Below are 14,189 nucleotides of genomic sequence, written 5' to 3'. Positions count from 1 at the left end.
AGGCAATACCGCATGTCGGTGAAAACAACCGTTTCCGAAACCCTGTGTCCGATTTCCCGGGCCGAAGCCGTCGTGGGCGACCGCTGGACGGTGCTGGTACTGCGTGAGTTGTTCATGGGCAGTCATCGCTTCGATGAAATCCAGGCGCAGACCGGCGGTACGCCGCAAATGGTCGCGGCGCGCTTGAAGAGCATGGAGGCCGACGGGCTCCTGGAGCGACGTGCCTACAGCGAACGGCCCAAACGCTACGAATATCACCTCACGGAAAAAGGCGACGCGTTCTACTCGGTGGTCCTGGCGCTGCGGGCCTGGGGCGAAACCTGGTGCAAGTCGCCCGAGGAAGGCCTGGCGGTGGTCTATACCCACCGCAGTTGCGGCGAGCCGGCCGGCCTCGGACCGCTTTGCGCGCATTGCGGGCAGCCCTTGCGTCGCGCAGACCTGATCAGTGAACCGAGCGCCGCCTATCGCGCCGAACGCAGCGCCCGGCGCGAAGCGTTCAAGGGCAGTCGCGGGACCGATCCGGTAGCGGCGGGGGAGTAAGACTATCGACGTGCCCGCAACGGCGGGTCTGTATCTGCAGGTATCCGCAACGCCCGCCGTTACGCGGGCATACAAATCCGCCGTTTCCTGACACCCGGGCGATACACAGCGGCCTTCCAATGGAAGCACCGGCATCGCGCCACTTTCGGCGCGGCCTGGCGTGGTTCAACTGGAGGAAAGACAATGTTGCGTATCAACCCCCGTCACACCATCGGCAGGCTTGGTCTGGTGCTGGCCGCCGCCGGGCTCGCCACCGCCGCGAGCCTCTCTCAAGCCCAGGAAACACAGCCGGCCCCGGCGATGAAAAGCTGGCAGCAGGGCCTGCATCGCACCGACCTGGTACGCGAAGACCTGGGCACCGCCGATCGCGAAGTCCTTCAGGTGCGCGTGGACTTCGATCCTGGTGTGACATCGCCCAAACATGCTCACCCGGGCGTCGAGGTGGCGCACGTGATCAGCGGCACCTTTGAGTATCAGCTGGAAGGGCGGGCACCGGTGACGCTCAAGGCCGGTGATTCGTTGTACATCCCCGAAGGCGTCGCCCATGTGGCGAAGAACGTGGGCCAGGGTAAAGCCTCGGAGCTGGCGACCTATATCGTCAAGAAAGGTCAGCCGCTGTTGATCCTGTAGGAGCGAGCTCGCTCGCGATGGTCGTTAACGATAACGCGTGTTTACTGGCTAAACGCAGCGCTCTCGAGACCATCGCGAGCAAGCTCGCTCCTACAGCTATTGCGGTGTCCGTGTCGGTCAAACCAGATTGATCTCGACGTCGATGTTCCCGCGGGTCGCTTTGGAGTACGGGCAAGTCTGATGCGCCAGGTCCACCACCGTGCGTGCGACGGTCGGGTCCAGGCCCGGCAGGCTGACATTCAGACGGGCTTGAAGGAAGAAAGCGTTTTCGGACTTGCCCAGATCGATTTCGGCATCCACCGCAACGTCGCTTGGCAAGGCCACTTTCAGTGCGACGCACGCCTTGCCCATCGCCCCGATGAAACAGGCCGACCAACCCGCCGCCAGCAGTTGCTCAGGATTGGTGCCGGCACCCGAAGAGCCGGGAGGCGAAAGCTTGATGTCCAGACGTCCATCGGTGCTGCGCGCCTGGCCGTCGCGGCCGCCGGTGGTGTGGGTTTTGCCGGTGTACAGCACGGTATCGATTGCATTGATCATGGTGGTTTTTCCTGTCAGTGGGTCGCTGGAATGCTCGGGAAGCCTGCGCTTTCCGATGTGCCCCACTTTTTCATTTCCATGTACTGCATATATGTCCCGAACCTGGCGGATTTGTATCGCTGTGTAAGGTGGCCGGGGGAAATACAGTTCGATACAAATCGCTTGAATGCGCGCGGCGCCGGGAGGCGCTGATTGGCGCGGATGACCGGGGTTTATTGACTGCAAACCTCCCACACGCAACCGCGCAACCAGCGATGCGCCGGGTCGGCGTCCATGCGCGGGTGCCACAGCATCGAAACCGTGATCGGCGGCGTGGGGAACGGCAGGGCAAAGCAATGCATCCCCTGACACAGGTTGCCGACGTGCCGCTGCGGTACGCTGGCGACCAGGTCTGAAGCCCGCGCCAATGCAATCGCCGAAGAGAAGCCGGCGACGATGGTGATGATGTCCCGTTTCAGTCCCAGCTCACTCAAGGCGTCGTCCATGACGCCTTTTTCGTGGCCCCGGCGCGAGACCAGGATGTGTCGGGCGGTGGCATAACGAACCGCTGTCATCTCGCCTTGAGTCAGTGGATGACCCTCACGCACGACGCCAATGAACCGGTCACGAAACAGCATCCGGGTCCGCACTTCCGGGCTGGTCGTTTCGCCGATCACACCGGTTTCCAGATCCACTGAGCCCTCGCGTAGCAGGGTGCTGTCCTTGTTCAGCTTCTGCACAAAACTCAAGCGGACACCGGGTGCCTCCTGGTTGATGCGGGCGATCAGTGGCGCTCCGAAATTTTCCACGAAGCCATCGCTGGTGCGCAGGGTGAAGGTGCGGGCCAGTTGATTGAGGTCGAGTGCCTCGGCGGGGCGCAGGACGGCTTCGGCACCTTGCACCAGCATGCCGACGCGTTCACGTAACTCCAGCGCCCGAGGCGTGGGCACGAGCCCGCGCCCGGCCCGCACCAGCAGCGGATCGCCCGTGGTTTCGCGCAACCGCGCCAGCGCCCGGCTCATGGCTGACGGGCTCAGGCGCAAACTCTGCGCCGCGCGGGCTACGCTGCCTTCTTCGAGCAACACGTTCAGGGTGATCAGCAGATTCAGGTCGGGCATGGAATGGGTACCTGTGGGAGCGGGCTTGCTCGCGAAGGGGCCATCAGCTTCAACATCAACGTTGGCTGACACACCGCTTTCGCGAGCAAGCCCGCTCCCACACTGGTTTGTGGGTAGGTGGCGTGTGGTGCATGTATTCAGTGCAAATGCTGCGTCTTCCGCCATGTTATGGCCGGGCTTAGGCTCCAGACAACCTGTTTGCGGAGTCGCGAGAAAATGAAGTCCATATCGATTCGGGGCGTGCTGGCCAGCCTGTCGCTGTCCATGCTGCTGTCATCCCTGGGCACCAGCATTGCCAATGTTGGTTTACCGGCACTGGCCGAGGCGTTCTCGGCCTCCTTCCAGCAAGTGCAATGGGTGGTGCTCGCTTACCTGCTGGCGATCACGGCACTGATCGTCAGTGTCGGGCGGCTCGGCGACATCATTGGCCGTCGGCGTTTGTTGTTGATCGGGATTTGTGTGTTTACCGCCGCTTCAGTTCTGTGCGCCGTCTCATCCGGTCTCTGGTTGTTGATTGCTGCCCGGGCCATACAGGGCATCGGCGCGGCCATCATGATGGCGTTGACCATGGCGCTGGTGAGCGGGGCGGTACCCAAGGCAAAACTGGGCAGTGCGATGGGCCTGCTCGGCACCATGTCGGCGATTGGCACGTCGCTCGGCCCGACCCTCGGCGGTTTTTTGATTGCCAATCTGGGTTGGCAGGCGATTTTTCTGGTCAATGTGCCGTTGGGTGTTTTGGCGATGGGGCTCGCACATCGTTTTTTACCGAAAGATTGCCTTGAGAAAAGGGCGGATCGAGCGGTTTTCGATGTCCTCGGCACCTTGGTACTGGTCCTGACGCTGCTGGCCTATGCGCTGGCGATGACCCTCGGGCGTGGCAGTTTTGGTCCGCTGAACACGGCACTGTTGCTGGTGGCGGTGGTTGGGGCGGGCGTGTTTGTGTTCGTCGAGCGCACGGCCGAGTCGCCTCTGGTTCGACTGACGATGTTCCGCAATCCGCAGCTGAGCGCAGGTTTCGCCATGAGCCTGCTGGTGACGACCGTGGTCATGGCCACCCTGGTGGTGGGGCCGTTTTATCTCACCGGCGCACTGGCGTTGAATGCAGTGAGCGTTGGCCTGGTGATGTCGACAGGGCCACTGGTCGCCGCACTGGCCGGGGTCCCGGCGGGTCGATGGGTCGACGGATTGGGCGCACATCGATCCCGCACGCTCGGATTGATTGCCATGTTGACCGGCGCTTGCATCCTGCCCGCCGTGCCGACGAACTTCGGTGCGCTCGGCTACATCGTGCCACTGGCGGTCATTACCGCCGGTTATGCGCTGTTCCAGGCGGCCAACAATACCGTCGTGATGGCCGACATTGCGCCGGATCAACGGGGCGTGATGTCCGGTCTGCTTGGCCTGTCACGCAACCTGGGGCTGATCACCGGCGCTTCGGTGATGGGCGCGGTGTTTGCCTTCGCCACGGCCAGCAACAACATCCTGCAGGCACAACCGGAAGCGGTCGGGCAGGGGATGCGGGTCACGTTCGCCGTCGCGGCGGCGTTGATCGTCGTTGCGCTGCTCATCGGGGTGCTCAGTCAATTTGTGTCACAGCGCCTGGCACCCTCGTGCTGAAAAACGGCGCGACTGTCGTGAAAACGACCTGTTTGCGCTGAACGCGAAGCCTTGTGAGTTTTCTGTTGAACGAGTGTTCAGTCTCGACTATGTTGGGGCCACCTTCCCCCGGCTGGTTGCGGGCTTGCGTTTCTTCAATTCGAACGAGGCACTGGCATGCGGTTTTCACCCTTTGTTGAGCGGATCAGTGGCCAGGGCGTTGCCGCCTGGGATATTCACTACGCGGCCAATGCGGCACAGCGCAATGGCGAGGACGTGATCATCCTCAGCGTCGGCGACCCGGATTTCCCCACCCCCGATTTCATTACCGACGCCGCCATTCACGCCTTGCGCGAAGGGGATACCCACTACACCGAAATCGCCGGCCGCCAGGCCTTGCGCGAGGCCATCGCCGGTCGCTACAGCCAGCTGATCGACCGCGAACTGCAGGCGTCGAACATCATTCTCACGGCAGGTGCGCAGAACGCCTTGTTCGCCACCTCGATGTGCCTGCTCGGTGCCGGCGACGAAGTGATCGCCCTCGATCCGATGTACGTCACCTACGAAGCCACGCTCAAGGCGTCCGGCGCCACGCTGGTGCGGGTGCCCTGTGCGGCGGACTCGGGTTTTCGCCTCGATGCCGCCGTGCTGGCCAAGGCCATTACCCCACGCACCCGGGCGATTTTTTTCTCCAATCCGAATAACCCCACTGGCGTGGTGCTGGGCCGCGAAGAACTGCAAGCCATCGCCGACCTCGCCATCGCCCATGACCTGTGGGTTGTGGTGGACGAGGTCTATGAAAGCCTCGCCTACGAGCGCGAACACCTCAGCCTGGCGGCGTTGCCGGGCATGGCCGAGCGCTGCGTGGTGATCGGCAGCCTGTCGAAATCCCATGCCATGACCGGTTGGCGCATCGGCTGGGTCGTGGCCAATGAAGCCCTGGTCAACCATGTCGAAACCCTGGTGCTGAGCATGCTGTACGGCTTACCCGGGTTTGTCATGGAAGCGGCGCTCAAGGCCGTGCAGTCCCACGATGAAGTCACCCACGGCATGCGCGAGATCTATCGTCGGCGCCGCGACCTGGTGGTGTCCGGCCTGGCGGATTGCCCGGGCATCAGCGTGCTCAACCCCGATGCGGGCATGTTCGTGCTGGTGGACGTGCGCGGCACCGGCCTGACCTCGCTGGAATTCGCCTGGCGCCTGCTGCGCGAAGCCGGTGTCTCGGTGCTGGATGCGGCGGCATTCGGTGAGCCGGCCCAGGGTTTTGTACGGCTTTCGTTCACCCTGAGTGACGAGCGACTGGCCCAGGCCTGTCAGCGAATTCGCGGCTTTGTCCAGGTGCTCAATGGTGAAGCGCCGAGGCCGGCGATCGGCACGGTGACCAGTACCGCGACTGTCGAACCGACTGCGGCCAAGACCATGATCGAAGTCGATCGCCTGCACAAACGCTTCGGCAATATCGAAGTGCTCAAGGGCGTATCCCTGACCGCCCGCGAGGGCGAGGTGATCTCCCTGATCGGTGCCAGCGGCTCGGGCAAAAGTACCTTGCTGCGCTGCATCAACATGCTCGAAGTGCCGGATCAGGGGCGCATCCTGGTCGATGGCGAAAGCATTCACCTTAACCAGAATCGTCCCGGCGCACCGCTGGTGTCGGACGCCAAACAGCTCGTGCGCATAAGGTCGAGCCTGGGCATGGTGTTTCAGAACTTCAACCTCTGGCCCCACCGTACGGTGCTGGAAAACCTCATCGAAGCGCCGACCCAGGTCCTGCGTGAAAGCCGTGCGGAGGCCACAGAACGGGCCGAAGCCCTGCTCGAACGTGTCGGGCTTGCGGCCAAGCGCAACGAGTACCCGGCGTTTCTCTCCGGGGGACAGCAACAACGGGTGGCCATCGCCCGGGCCCTGGCCATGCGGCCCAAGGTCATGCTGTTCGATGAACCCACCTCGGCACTCGACCCGGAACTGGTCGGGGAAGTGCTGCGGGTGATCCGCTCCCTCGCCGAAGAAGGCCGGACCATGATCCTCGTGACTCATGAAATGGCGTTCGCACGCGATGTCTCTTCCAAAGTCGCCTTCCTGCATCAAGGGCTGATCGAGGAAACCGGTTCGCCGGACGAAGTGTTCGTACACCCACGCAGCGAGCGTTGCCGACAATTCGTCAACGCTCATCAGACTCGCTAACTCATCATAAAAAGACGGGAAAACAACATGGGAAATCGACGTTTTGCAAACTGGTTGACCGGTGCGGCCTGCGTATTGCTGGCCGGCATGAGTGCGGCGCAAGCACAGCCGATCAGGTTCGCAGTGGCAGCGGAACCCTATCCGCCGTACACCGAGAAACAGGCCAACGGTGAGTGGAAGGGTTTTGAAGTCGACCTGATCCACAAACTGTGCAGCGAAATGAAAGCCGATTGCGAGATCAAGGAAGTGGCGTGGGACGGCATCATTCCGTCGCTGCTGGCGAAGAAGATCGACGTGATTTTTTCCTCGATGTCGGTGACCGAAGAACGGGAAAAACAGATCGCCTTCAGCAAGGCCTATTACGATTCGGCGATTGCCGTCGTCGGCCCGAAAGAGACGTCGGTCAAGAAGTACCCGGATGACCTCAAGGGCAAGATCATCGGCGTGCAGAACTCGACCGTGAGCGCCAGCTACCTGAAGACCTACTACGAAAAAATCGCCGACGTTAAGTACTACGACACCCAGGACTCGGCCAACGCCGACCTGATTGCCGGCCGCATCGACCTGATGATGGCCGACGGCACCGCCATGGCTTCGTTCGTCAAAACCCCGGATGCCAAGGACCTGGCTTACCTCGGCACCGTGCCTTATGACCCGATCTTCGGCAAAGGCGTAGGGGCCGGCTTGCGCAAGGACGACACCGAACTCAAGGCCAGACTCGACAAGGCCATCCAGCAATTGCTGGCGAGCAAGGACTACGACGACCTCTCCCAGAGCTACTTCGGTACCAGCGTGAAACCTGCGTTCTGATCTCAACACAGATCCTGTGGCATATGCAAAACCTGTGGGAGCGAGCTTGCTCGCGATAGCGGTGGTTCAGTCACCATTGATATTGACTGGCATGGCCTCATCGCGAGCAAGCTCGCTCCCACAGAATCCGGCGGTGTGTTCACGACCGCCAACTGGAGAACGAAATGCCGGCAATGTTCGATTTGATCAACTTCACCGAACAGGGATGGGGCAGTGCGCTGTTGAAGGGGCTCTGGATGACCCTGCAGATTTCGGCCGGGGCCTTTGTGCTCGGGCTGGCCATCGGGCTGGTGGTGGCGTGCCTCAAGCTGGGCGCGCCGAAGCCGATTGCGGCGCTGATGCGCGGCTACACCACGTTGTTCCGGGCAGTTCCTGAATTGCTGCTGATTCTGTTGCTGTACTACGTCGGTTCCATGCTCCTCAACTCACTGATGACCCGGCTCGGCTACGGCGTGGTGAATGTCAGCGGTCCGCTGGCGGCCATCGTGGTGCTGGGGCTGGTGCAGGGTGCCTACGCCTCGGAGATTTTCCGTGCGGCGATCCAGGCGATTCCCTTCGGCCAGATCGAAGCGGCCAAGGCGTTCGGCCTGAACGGTTTCGGTCTGTTCCGCCGGGTCACGCTGCCGATCATGGCGCCTTACGCCATGGCCGGGATGGCCAACCTGTGGATCAACCTGATCAAGGACAGTGCGCTGATCAGCGTGGTCGGCACCAACGAGCTGCTGTACACCGCCAAACAAGGCGCGGGATCGACGCGCCACTATCTGTTGTTCTACCTCACGGCTGCGGCGTTGTATTACGCGGTGACGCTGGCGTCGAACTATCTTTCGGGACGGTTGGAGCGACGTATTCGTCGCTGGATGCCTCTTGTTGACTGAACCGGCAGAGAGAACGAAATGATTCCAGCGTGGATAGTTGAATACGCGGCACTGTTGGGCCGCGGGCTGCAAACGACCCTCATCATTCTGTTGGTCTCCAGTGTGTTCGGTTACCTGTTGGCGGTGCTGGTGGCGCTGGCGCGGATCTCGAAAAACAAGGTGATCGCCAAGGTCAGCCTGTTCTACACCAGCGTGACGCGCGGCACGCCGTTGCTGATCCAGATCTACATCTACTACTACGGGCTGGGCAGCCTGTTTGCCCAGTTCCCGCTGATTCGTGGCAGCTTTCTCTGGCCTTATCTGCGTGATGGTTACTGGTACATCGTGTTCGCCCTGGTGGTGTCGATGGGGGCCTATGTCGGCGAAGTGATTCGCGGTGGCCTGCTGGCGGTGCCCAAGGGGGAGATGGAGGCCGCGTCAGCCTTTGGCATGACGGCGCGCCAGTCGTTGTTGCGAGTGCGCTTGCCCCGGGCCCTGCGTCTGCTGTTGCCGACACTGGCGGGTGAAACCGTGATGCTGCTCAAGTCCACGGCATTGGCCTCGACCATCGCCGTGATTGACCTGTTGGGCGCCGCCAACGTGGTCCGCGCCCAAACCCTGCAGGTGTACGAACCCTTGTTGCTGGTGGCCGGGGTCTACGTGTGCCTGACCTTCCTGATCGAGGCGCTGTTTGCCTTTGCCGAACGGCGCGGGACGCCGGTGCGCAGGTCGGCCTGATGAGTTCGCCACGGATGGATCGGTCGCTGCAAGGCATTGGCCTGTGCACCCTGGGCTACGCGTTCCTGGCGTTGCAGGATGCGGCCATCAAGTGGCTGGTGGCCGATTATTCAGTGGTGACCATCCTGTTCTGGCGCAGCCTGGTGGTGGTCGCCGCGGTGTTGCTGGCGGGGCGCATGCGCCTGATCCAGCGGGCCTGGCGCTCGCCGAGCCGACGCCTGCTGGTGGTGCGCGGTTTACTGTCGATTGTCGCCTGGCTGCTGTACTACACGGCGGCCCGCGACCTGACCCTGGCCGAGATGACCACCCTGTATTTCTCCGCGCCGATCATGGTCACGGTGCTGGCGGCGGTGATTCTCAAGGAGCGCGCCAGCGGCTGGCAGTGGTTCAGCCTGATCATCGGTTTTGTCGGGGTGGTCATTGCCTGTCGCCCCGACAACATGACCGATCCGTTGCCGATCGTACTGACCCTGCTGGCGGCGATGTGCTGGGCGTTCACCTACATCCAGTTGCGTCAGGTGGATGAGCAGACCTCAGTGCTGGAGCAGATGCTGATCACCAACGTGGTGTTTGTGCTGTGCATGACGGTCGCGTTGCCGTGGACCCACACGCCGTCACCGACGCCCGCCTGGCTGGGCATGCTCGGCGCCGGCCTGGTGGGCGGTATCGGCCAGTTCCTGTTGTTCGCCAGTTTCCGCCGCGCCACCGCGACCTTGCTCGCGCCGTTCGAATACACTGGGCTGATCTGGGCGTTTGCCCTGTCGAGCCTGGTCTGGGGCACGTTGATGGATACGTCGCTGATGATCGGTGCCGGGCTGATCGCCGTCAGCGGCACCCTGGCGATGATCTTCGGCCGGCATGCCTCACAAGACGTCGTCGGTGCTGAATGCTCCGTGACGCAGCCCCTTTATCCAGCAACGGCAGATATGGAGTCCGTTGGCGGCGCTGAAGGTCTCGGGGTTCAGGCACCACTCGAGCCAGAGACCGTCGAGCATCGCCGATAAGCCGATGGCGGCCAGGCGGGTGTCGTGAATCACGAAGCCTTCGCTGGCGGCCAGCCCGTCGAGCAACTGGCGGATCAGATCAAGGTAGGCGCGGTAGCTTTTTTCGTGGGACTGGCTGACGTGTTCGGAGTGACGGATCAGGCTCCAGAACACCACCCACACGCCGAGCAGTTTCGGGTCCATGACCCTGGGCGAGAACGAGCCTTCCAGGAAGGCATCGATCTTTTGCGCGGGTGTCTCGGCCTGTTCGATTTCCTGGAGCAGGGCCGTGGTCAGTTCGCTCGCAAGCCGCTGGTAGGTGTCGGCGATCAGTGCCTCGATGCTGCCGAAGTGGTGGTTGAGCAAACCCACGGACACCCCGGCCTCGGTGGCGATGCGCCGTACGGATATCCCGGCATGACCGTCGCGACCCAGGCAGCGCAGAGTGGCGGCCACCAGCATTTCGCGACGGTCATCGGGTTCGGCGCGGCGGTTTTTCGGGGCATCGGTAGTCACAAGGCTGTCCTTGGGTGAGGTTCCACGATGCCGAGCTTAGTTGAACGTCTGTTCAATCACCAGCCTCGACAGCAGCGATACAACGTTTTTCAACGTTCATGACGGGAGGGAAAGCCAATGCCGCAGGATATTTCGTTCAGTGTGCGCAACAACAACGGCGATGCCGTGCGGGTCGGTGCGTGGCGTTATGCAGGCGATGGCAGCGGGCCGAACGTGCACCTGCAGGCCGGCGTACATGCCGATGAAATCGCCGGGATGCTGGTCCTGCACCTGCTGATGCAACGGCTTCAGGTGGCCGAGGCCCAGGGCCGGCTCAAGGGCCAGGTGACCGTGGTGCCACAAGCCAATCCACTGGGTATCGGGCAGTTTCGCCAGGGGCGGATTCTCGGTCGATACCATGACGCCACGGGGCATAACTTCAATCGCTCGTTCGACCAGTCGGCGGCCATGGCGCGACCTTCGACCTGCGTTCAGCAATGGCAAAAGAAACTGGTGCAACTGGCCGCCACGGCCGATGTGATGCTCGACCTGCACACCGACGACGAGGCCTTGCCGTACCTCTACGTACACCGCAGTTTCTGGCCACGTGGTCGCGAACTGGCTGCGGCGATGAAGATGGACGTGGCGATCATCTGGGATGACGGCGGCGACGGTTCCTTCGAGGAAACCATCATTGCCCCGTGGATACGCGACGGAGTCACTGCAGGGCGCATGGCTGCAACTCTGGAGCTGCGCGGGCAGGGCGATGTCAACGACCGCTTCGCCGAGCAGGATGCCGAAGGGCTGTACAACTGGCTGTGCGGTTGCGGTGTCATCGATGAGTTCGTGGCGCCTGCAGACTGGCCTGTCGAGGCTGTGGAAATGGGCCACATGGAAACCATCCTCGCCCCGCAACCTGGCGTATTGATCTTCGAAAAGGAGCTGGGCGATTTCGTCGAAGAAGGGCAGCGCTTTGCCCGGATCCTCAGGACCCCGGGCGATCCGTCCTCCGAAGTGGTCCTGCATGCCGAACAAGCGGGGCGCCTGGTGACGCGCTATCGCGACCGATTGATAGCTCAGGGCATGGGCGTGGCGAAATTCACCGGCAGCCGGGTGTCGCGAAACTGGAGTGGCGGGTTGCTGGACCCGAACTAAGGCTCACCCTCGGAAAAAGGGGTGTCATGACATTTGTGGCGAGGGGGCTTGCCCCCGCTGGGCTGCGAAGCGGCCCCTGCTTTTTCACCAGTCAAACGGTGCAATCAGGTTTTGCGACGGCTTCGCCACCGAGCGGGGGCGAGCCCCCTCGCCACAGATTCAGTGTTTATTCGGGTGGGTCGATTTGGTCCAGCACCCGATTCGCCGTAATCTCCGCCAGCATCACGCTATTGGAAATCCCCAGCAGGGCATTGCGCGATCCTCCATCCAGGTGATCCACCAACTGGTGCACCATCACATCGACCGAGGCCAGGGTCTCGACCAGGTACACCATCAGGGTTTCGGTATCGACCTTGGGGTCTACGGTAAACAGCGTGCCAGGCGTGCGCGGTGTGGCTTTGATGTCGGCGGTGGAGGGGAAGCCGAGTGCGTGTTCGGCGGCCTCGTTGAGGGTTTTTGAATCGGGTTCGTTCTGGGATGCCGGATCGGTGTCCGGCGGGTTGGGGGTGACCTTGAACATGGCAACTCTCCGTCTTCGAGTTAAAGCTGCACCATTCGGTTCCAAGCGAAGGGTGGCAGCTGTACGCAGGCTGGAACCCGGGAAACGGAAACCCGGCAGACCCTAAGGTCTCCCACGCACAGCCGCCATAACGGAGTACACACTTAAAAGCGTGCAAGCACAGGTTATGAAGGGCGTTGTGCGCCGTTTATTCATCAGGGTTCCAGCCTGGTCGCTGAATTGGCAACGACGCGAAAACGATAGAATCTGGACCTCAGGCGCACAAGCCGGCAGATTCTGGCGTACCCGTAGGCAACGACGCAAGGTCTTGTAGCCCGCAGGAAATACCCTACAACCTTTTTAAACAAGCGCTCGTGGGCAATGTCGAGCGATCCCCACGCGAGCAAAAACATCCCTGATCAACTGAAGACCGGCTTTCGTGTATCGCTGTGTATCAGCGCACGAGATCCGCATACAGCCATACAAAACCCACTCTTCACGGATACAGCCGGGATACACCACTGGGGCCAAATAGACCTGCCAAAGCGAGAAGCACAACGCAGCTCGCAACCAGGTTCATTAACCCTTGTGGTACGACCAATAGTGGTCCAACCACGCCATTGATCCGGAGTATCAACATGTCTCGTATCCAGTCGAACAAAACCCGTATTGGCCTGATCGCTGTTGCACTGGTCGGCGGTATCAACTTCGCGTCCTCGGCGTTTTCCGCCGAAGCTTTGCCGCAGGGCTATCAACTGGCCTCCGCGGAAAAGACCAGCGAAGGCAAGTGTGGCGAAGGCAAGTGCGGCGCCAGCGAAGCCAGCGCGCAAAAGACCCAGGCCGAGGGCAAGTGCGGTGAAGGCAAGTGCGGCGATGCTTCGTTCGCACGCACCGACGCCGATCATGACGGTCGCGTGTCGCTCAAGGAACTGCTGGCCGTGGCGCCTAAGGGCACAGAGGAATTCAAGGCGATGGACGCCAATGGCGACGGTTTCCTGTCCGAGGGGGAGGTGTACAAGTTCCGCACCAACCAGTACACCTCCAACGGCAAGAAAGTACCGACCGAGCTGTTCACCAAGTTGAGCCAGGCTAAAGACTGATCAGCCGCAAACAAGAAACCCTTCCTGTGTTGACGCGCAGGAAGGGTTTTTTGCGTGGGCAGTAGTGGTTTGGTCGTCAGGTGCGGAATTGCACTCTAGTTGACCACCGATTGCATCGGATTTAACCAGCAGGCTTTGTAACCATGACCGGCAGGGAGCAGCCAAAAGTGGGCGGTGGACAAGGTGGTGGCAAATGGGCATTATCGCTGATGTTGCTTTCGACTCTAGAGGGCAGCCGGGCTTGCCGTCATTTTTGTCGCGTTTGCCGCGACCACCTCTAAGATAGATAAGGACACAGGACGACAAGGAACGTTATACAACACGTCACCGTGACAAAAACGCGACATGGCATGTTGCCTAATAGTAGTGGCCATACCTGTTTTTCTATCGTCACGATAATCACCACACTACAATATGGCAATCCATAAGCATGAGAGAAATTTACACAATAGTCGCACTACTCATTGGTTTAGTTGGCTGCGCTACAACTAAAAACACAACAGACAAAACCAAAGACACAATTACAGTCGACATTATAAATCGAGCACCAAAAGACCAGCTTACAGCTGTATATTTTGAGGAAAGCTACGACTGTTTCAATGTTAAGCCAATCGCCACCAATTCAACCGCAAAAAATATTACGCTAACTTTAGAGAAAAAACCCTACCAAACAATTTCATTTCGATACTCAGGCAGTGTATTTGATGGCATAAATTTTCACCCTAAAGTCTGCAATGGAACCTACACATTTCGCGCAGATGAATCCGACACCTACACAGTTATCTTAGAAAATTATTTTAACAATTGTGACATTGAAGTCCGCAGGAACGTTTTAACACCTTCAGTTTTTTTAATTCAAAAAATAAAGTTAAATTCAAGGCAGATGAAAGAAAAACCACATTTCTCAAGTGGTCCTTGGTGCGAAGCAATTGAAGCATTTAAAGGTTAATTATAGCTGTCTAAAGTAGCAC

14 protein-coding genes and 1 pseudogene are annotated in these 14,189 nt (G+C 60.5%); 11 read left to right on the top strand and 4 right to left on the bottom strand.

Annotation, left to right across the window (positions count from 1 at the left end; translation table 11 throughout):
- Positions 1–12 precede the first annotated feature (12 nt).
- Together ACEN8Z_RS20545 and ACEN8Z_RS20540 are read left to right on the top strand one after the other, a co-directional pair.
- Positions 13–540: a winged helix-turn-helix transcriptional regulator gene (locus tag ACEN8Z_RS20545; protein WP_495595471.1), complete on the top strand. Its 528-nt coding sequence runs from the start codon at positions 13–15 to the stop codon at positions 538–540.
- A gap of 183 nt (positions 541–723) precedes the next feature.
- Complete coding sequence (locus ACEN8Z_RS20540) at positions 724–1,170, top strand: cupin domain-containing protein (RefSeq protein WP_495595470.1); 447 nt, start codon at positions 724–726, stop codon at positions 1,168–1,170.
- 117 nt (positions 1,171–1,287) lie between these two features.
- Here the strand turns inward: ACEN8Z_RS20540 and ACEN8Z_RS20535 are convergent, their stop codons facing one another.
- A complete protein-coding gene (locus ACEN8Z_RS20535) occupies positions 1,288–1,707 on the bottom strand; it encodes an organic hydroperoxide resistance protein (protein ID WP_495595469.1) in 420 nt (139 codons plus the stop codon).
- 212 nt (positions 1,708–1,919) lie between these two features.
- On the bottom strand, positions 1,920–2,804 hold the full coding sequence (locus ACEN8Z_RS20530; RefSeq protein ID WP_495595468.1) for a LysR family transcriptional regulator: 885 nt from the start codon (positions 2,802–2,804) through the stop codon (positions 1,920–1,922).
- A gap of 216 nt (positions 2,805–3,020) precedes the next feature.
- On the opposite strand from ACEN8Z_RS20530, the gene ACEN8Z_RS20525 reads away from it, so the two are divergent.
- From ACEN8Z_RS20525 to ACEN8Z_RS20500, 6 genes are all read left to right on the top strand, one after another.
- Positions 3,021–4,421, top strand: coding sequence for an MFS transporter (locus tag ACEN8Z_RS20525; RefSeq protein WP_495595467.1), 1,401 nt, complete (start codon positions 3,021–3,023; stop codon positions 4,419–4,421).
- 156 nt (positions 4,422–4,577) lie between these two features.
- Positions 4,578–6,581, top strand: coding sequence for an aminotransferase class I/II-fold pyridoxal phosphate-dependent enzyme (locus ACEN8Z_RS20520; RefSeq protein ID WP_495595466.1), 2,004 nt, complete (start codon positions 4,578–4,580; stop codon positions 6,579–6,581).
- A gap of 27 nt (positions 6,582–6,608) precedes the next feature.
- Positions 6,609–7,391, top strand: coding sequence for a transporter substrate-binding domain-containing protein (locus tag ACEN8Z_RS20515; protein WP_495595465.1), 783 nt, complete (start codon positions 6,609–6,611; stop codon positions 7,389–7,391).
- Between the two features lie 164 nt (positions 7,392–7,555).
- Entirely contained in the window at positions 7,556–8,269 is a 714-nt protein-coding gene (locus ACEN8Z_RS20510) for an ABC transporter permease (RefSeq protein ID WP_007981895.1), read from the top strand.
- An 18-nt stretch (positions 8,270–8,287) separates the two neighbouring features.
- Entirely contained in the window at positions 8,288–8,986 is a 699-nt protein-coding gene (locus ACEN8Z_RS20505; protein WP_007981893.1) for an ABC transporter permease subunit, read from the top strand.
- A complete protein-coding gene (locus ACEN8Z_RS20500; RefSeq protein ID WP_495595464.1) occupies positions 8,986–9,990 on the top strand; it encodes a DMT family transporter in 1,005 nt (334 codons plus the stop codon). Before ACEN8Z_RS20505 ends, ACEN8Z_RS20500 begins: the two co-directional genes overlap by 1 nt.
- On the opposite strand, the pseudogene ACEN8Z_RS20495 reads toward ACEN8Z_RS20500, so the two are convergent.
- A pseudogene (locus ACEN8Z_RS20495) lies at positions 9,946–10,431 on the bottom strand (TetR family transcriptional regulator C-terminal domain-containing protein); the annotation flags it as partial. The gene ACEN8Z_RS20500 and the pseudogene ACEN8Z_RS20495 overlap by 45 nt on opposite strands.
- A 171-nt stretch (positions 10,432–10,602) precedes the next feature.
- Here ACEN8Z_RS20495 and ACEN8Z_RS20490 point away from each other — a divergent pair.
- The gene (locus tag ACEN8Z_RS20490; RefSeq protein WP_495595463.1) at positions 10,603–11,619 is read left to right on the top strand and encodes a M14 family zinc carboxypeptidase; all 1,017 of its coding nucleotides are present in this window, start codon (positions 10,603–10,605) and stop codon (positions 11,617–11,619) included.
- Between the two features lie 166 nt (positions 11,620–11,785).
- Here ACEN8Z_RS20490 and ACEN8Z_RS20485 read toward each other — a convergent pair whose 3' ends face one another.
- A complete protein-coding gene (locus tag ACEN8Z_RS20485) occupies positions 11,786–12,139 on the bottom strand; it encodes a DUF6124 family protein (protein ID WP_495595462.1) in 354 nt (117 codons plus the stop codon).
- Positions 12,140–12,756: 617 nt separating this feature from the next.
- Here ACEN8Z_RS20485 and ACEN8Z_RS20480 point away from each other — a divergent pair.
- Together ACEN8Z_RS20480 and ACEN8Z_RS20475 are read left to right on the top strand one after the other, a co-directional pair.
- Entirely contained in the window at positions 12,757–13,218 is a 462-nt protein-coding gene (locus ACEN8Z_RS20480) for an HvfA family oxazolone/thioamide-modified RiPP metallophore (protein ID WP_116265222.1), read from the top strand.
- Positions 13,219–13,648: 430 nt separating this feature from the next.
- Positions 13,649–14,167, top strand: coding sequence for a hypothetical protein (locus ACEN8Z_RS20475; protein ID WP_495595461.1), 519 nt, complete (start codon positions 13,649–13,651; stop codon positions 14,165–14,167).
- The last annotated feature ends 22 nt before the right edge of the window (positions 14,168–14,189 follow it).

This window comes from Pseudomonas sp. Pseusp10, assembly GCF_059492225.1.
The sequence above is the reverse complement of the archived record's forward strand: the minus strand, read 5'-3'. Positions and strand labels throughout refer to the sequence as shown.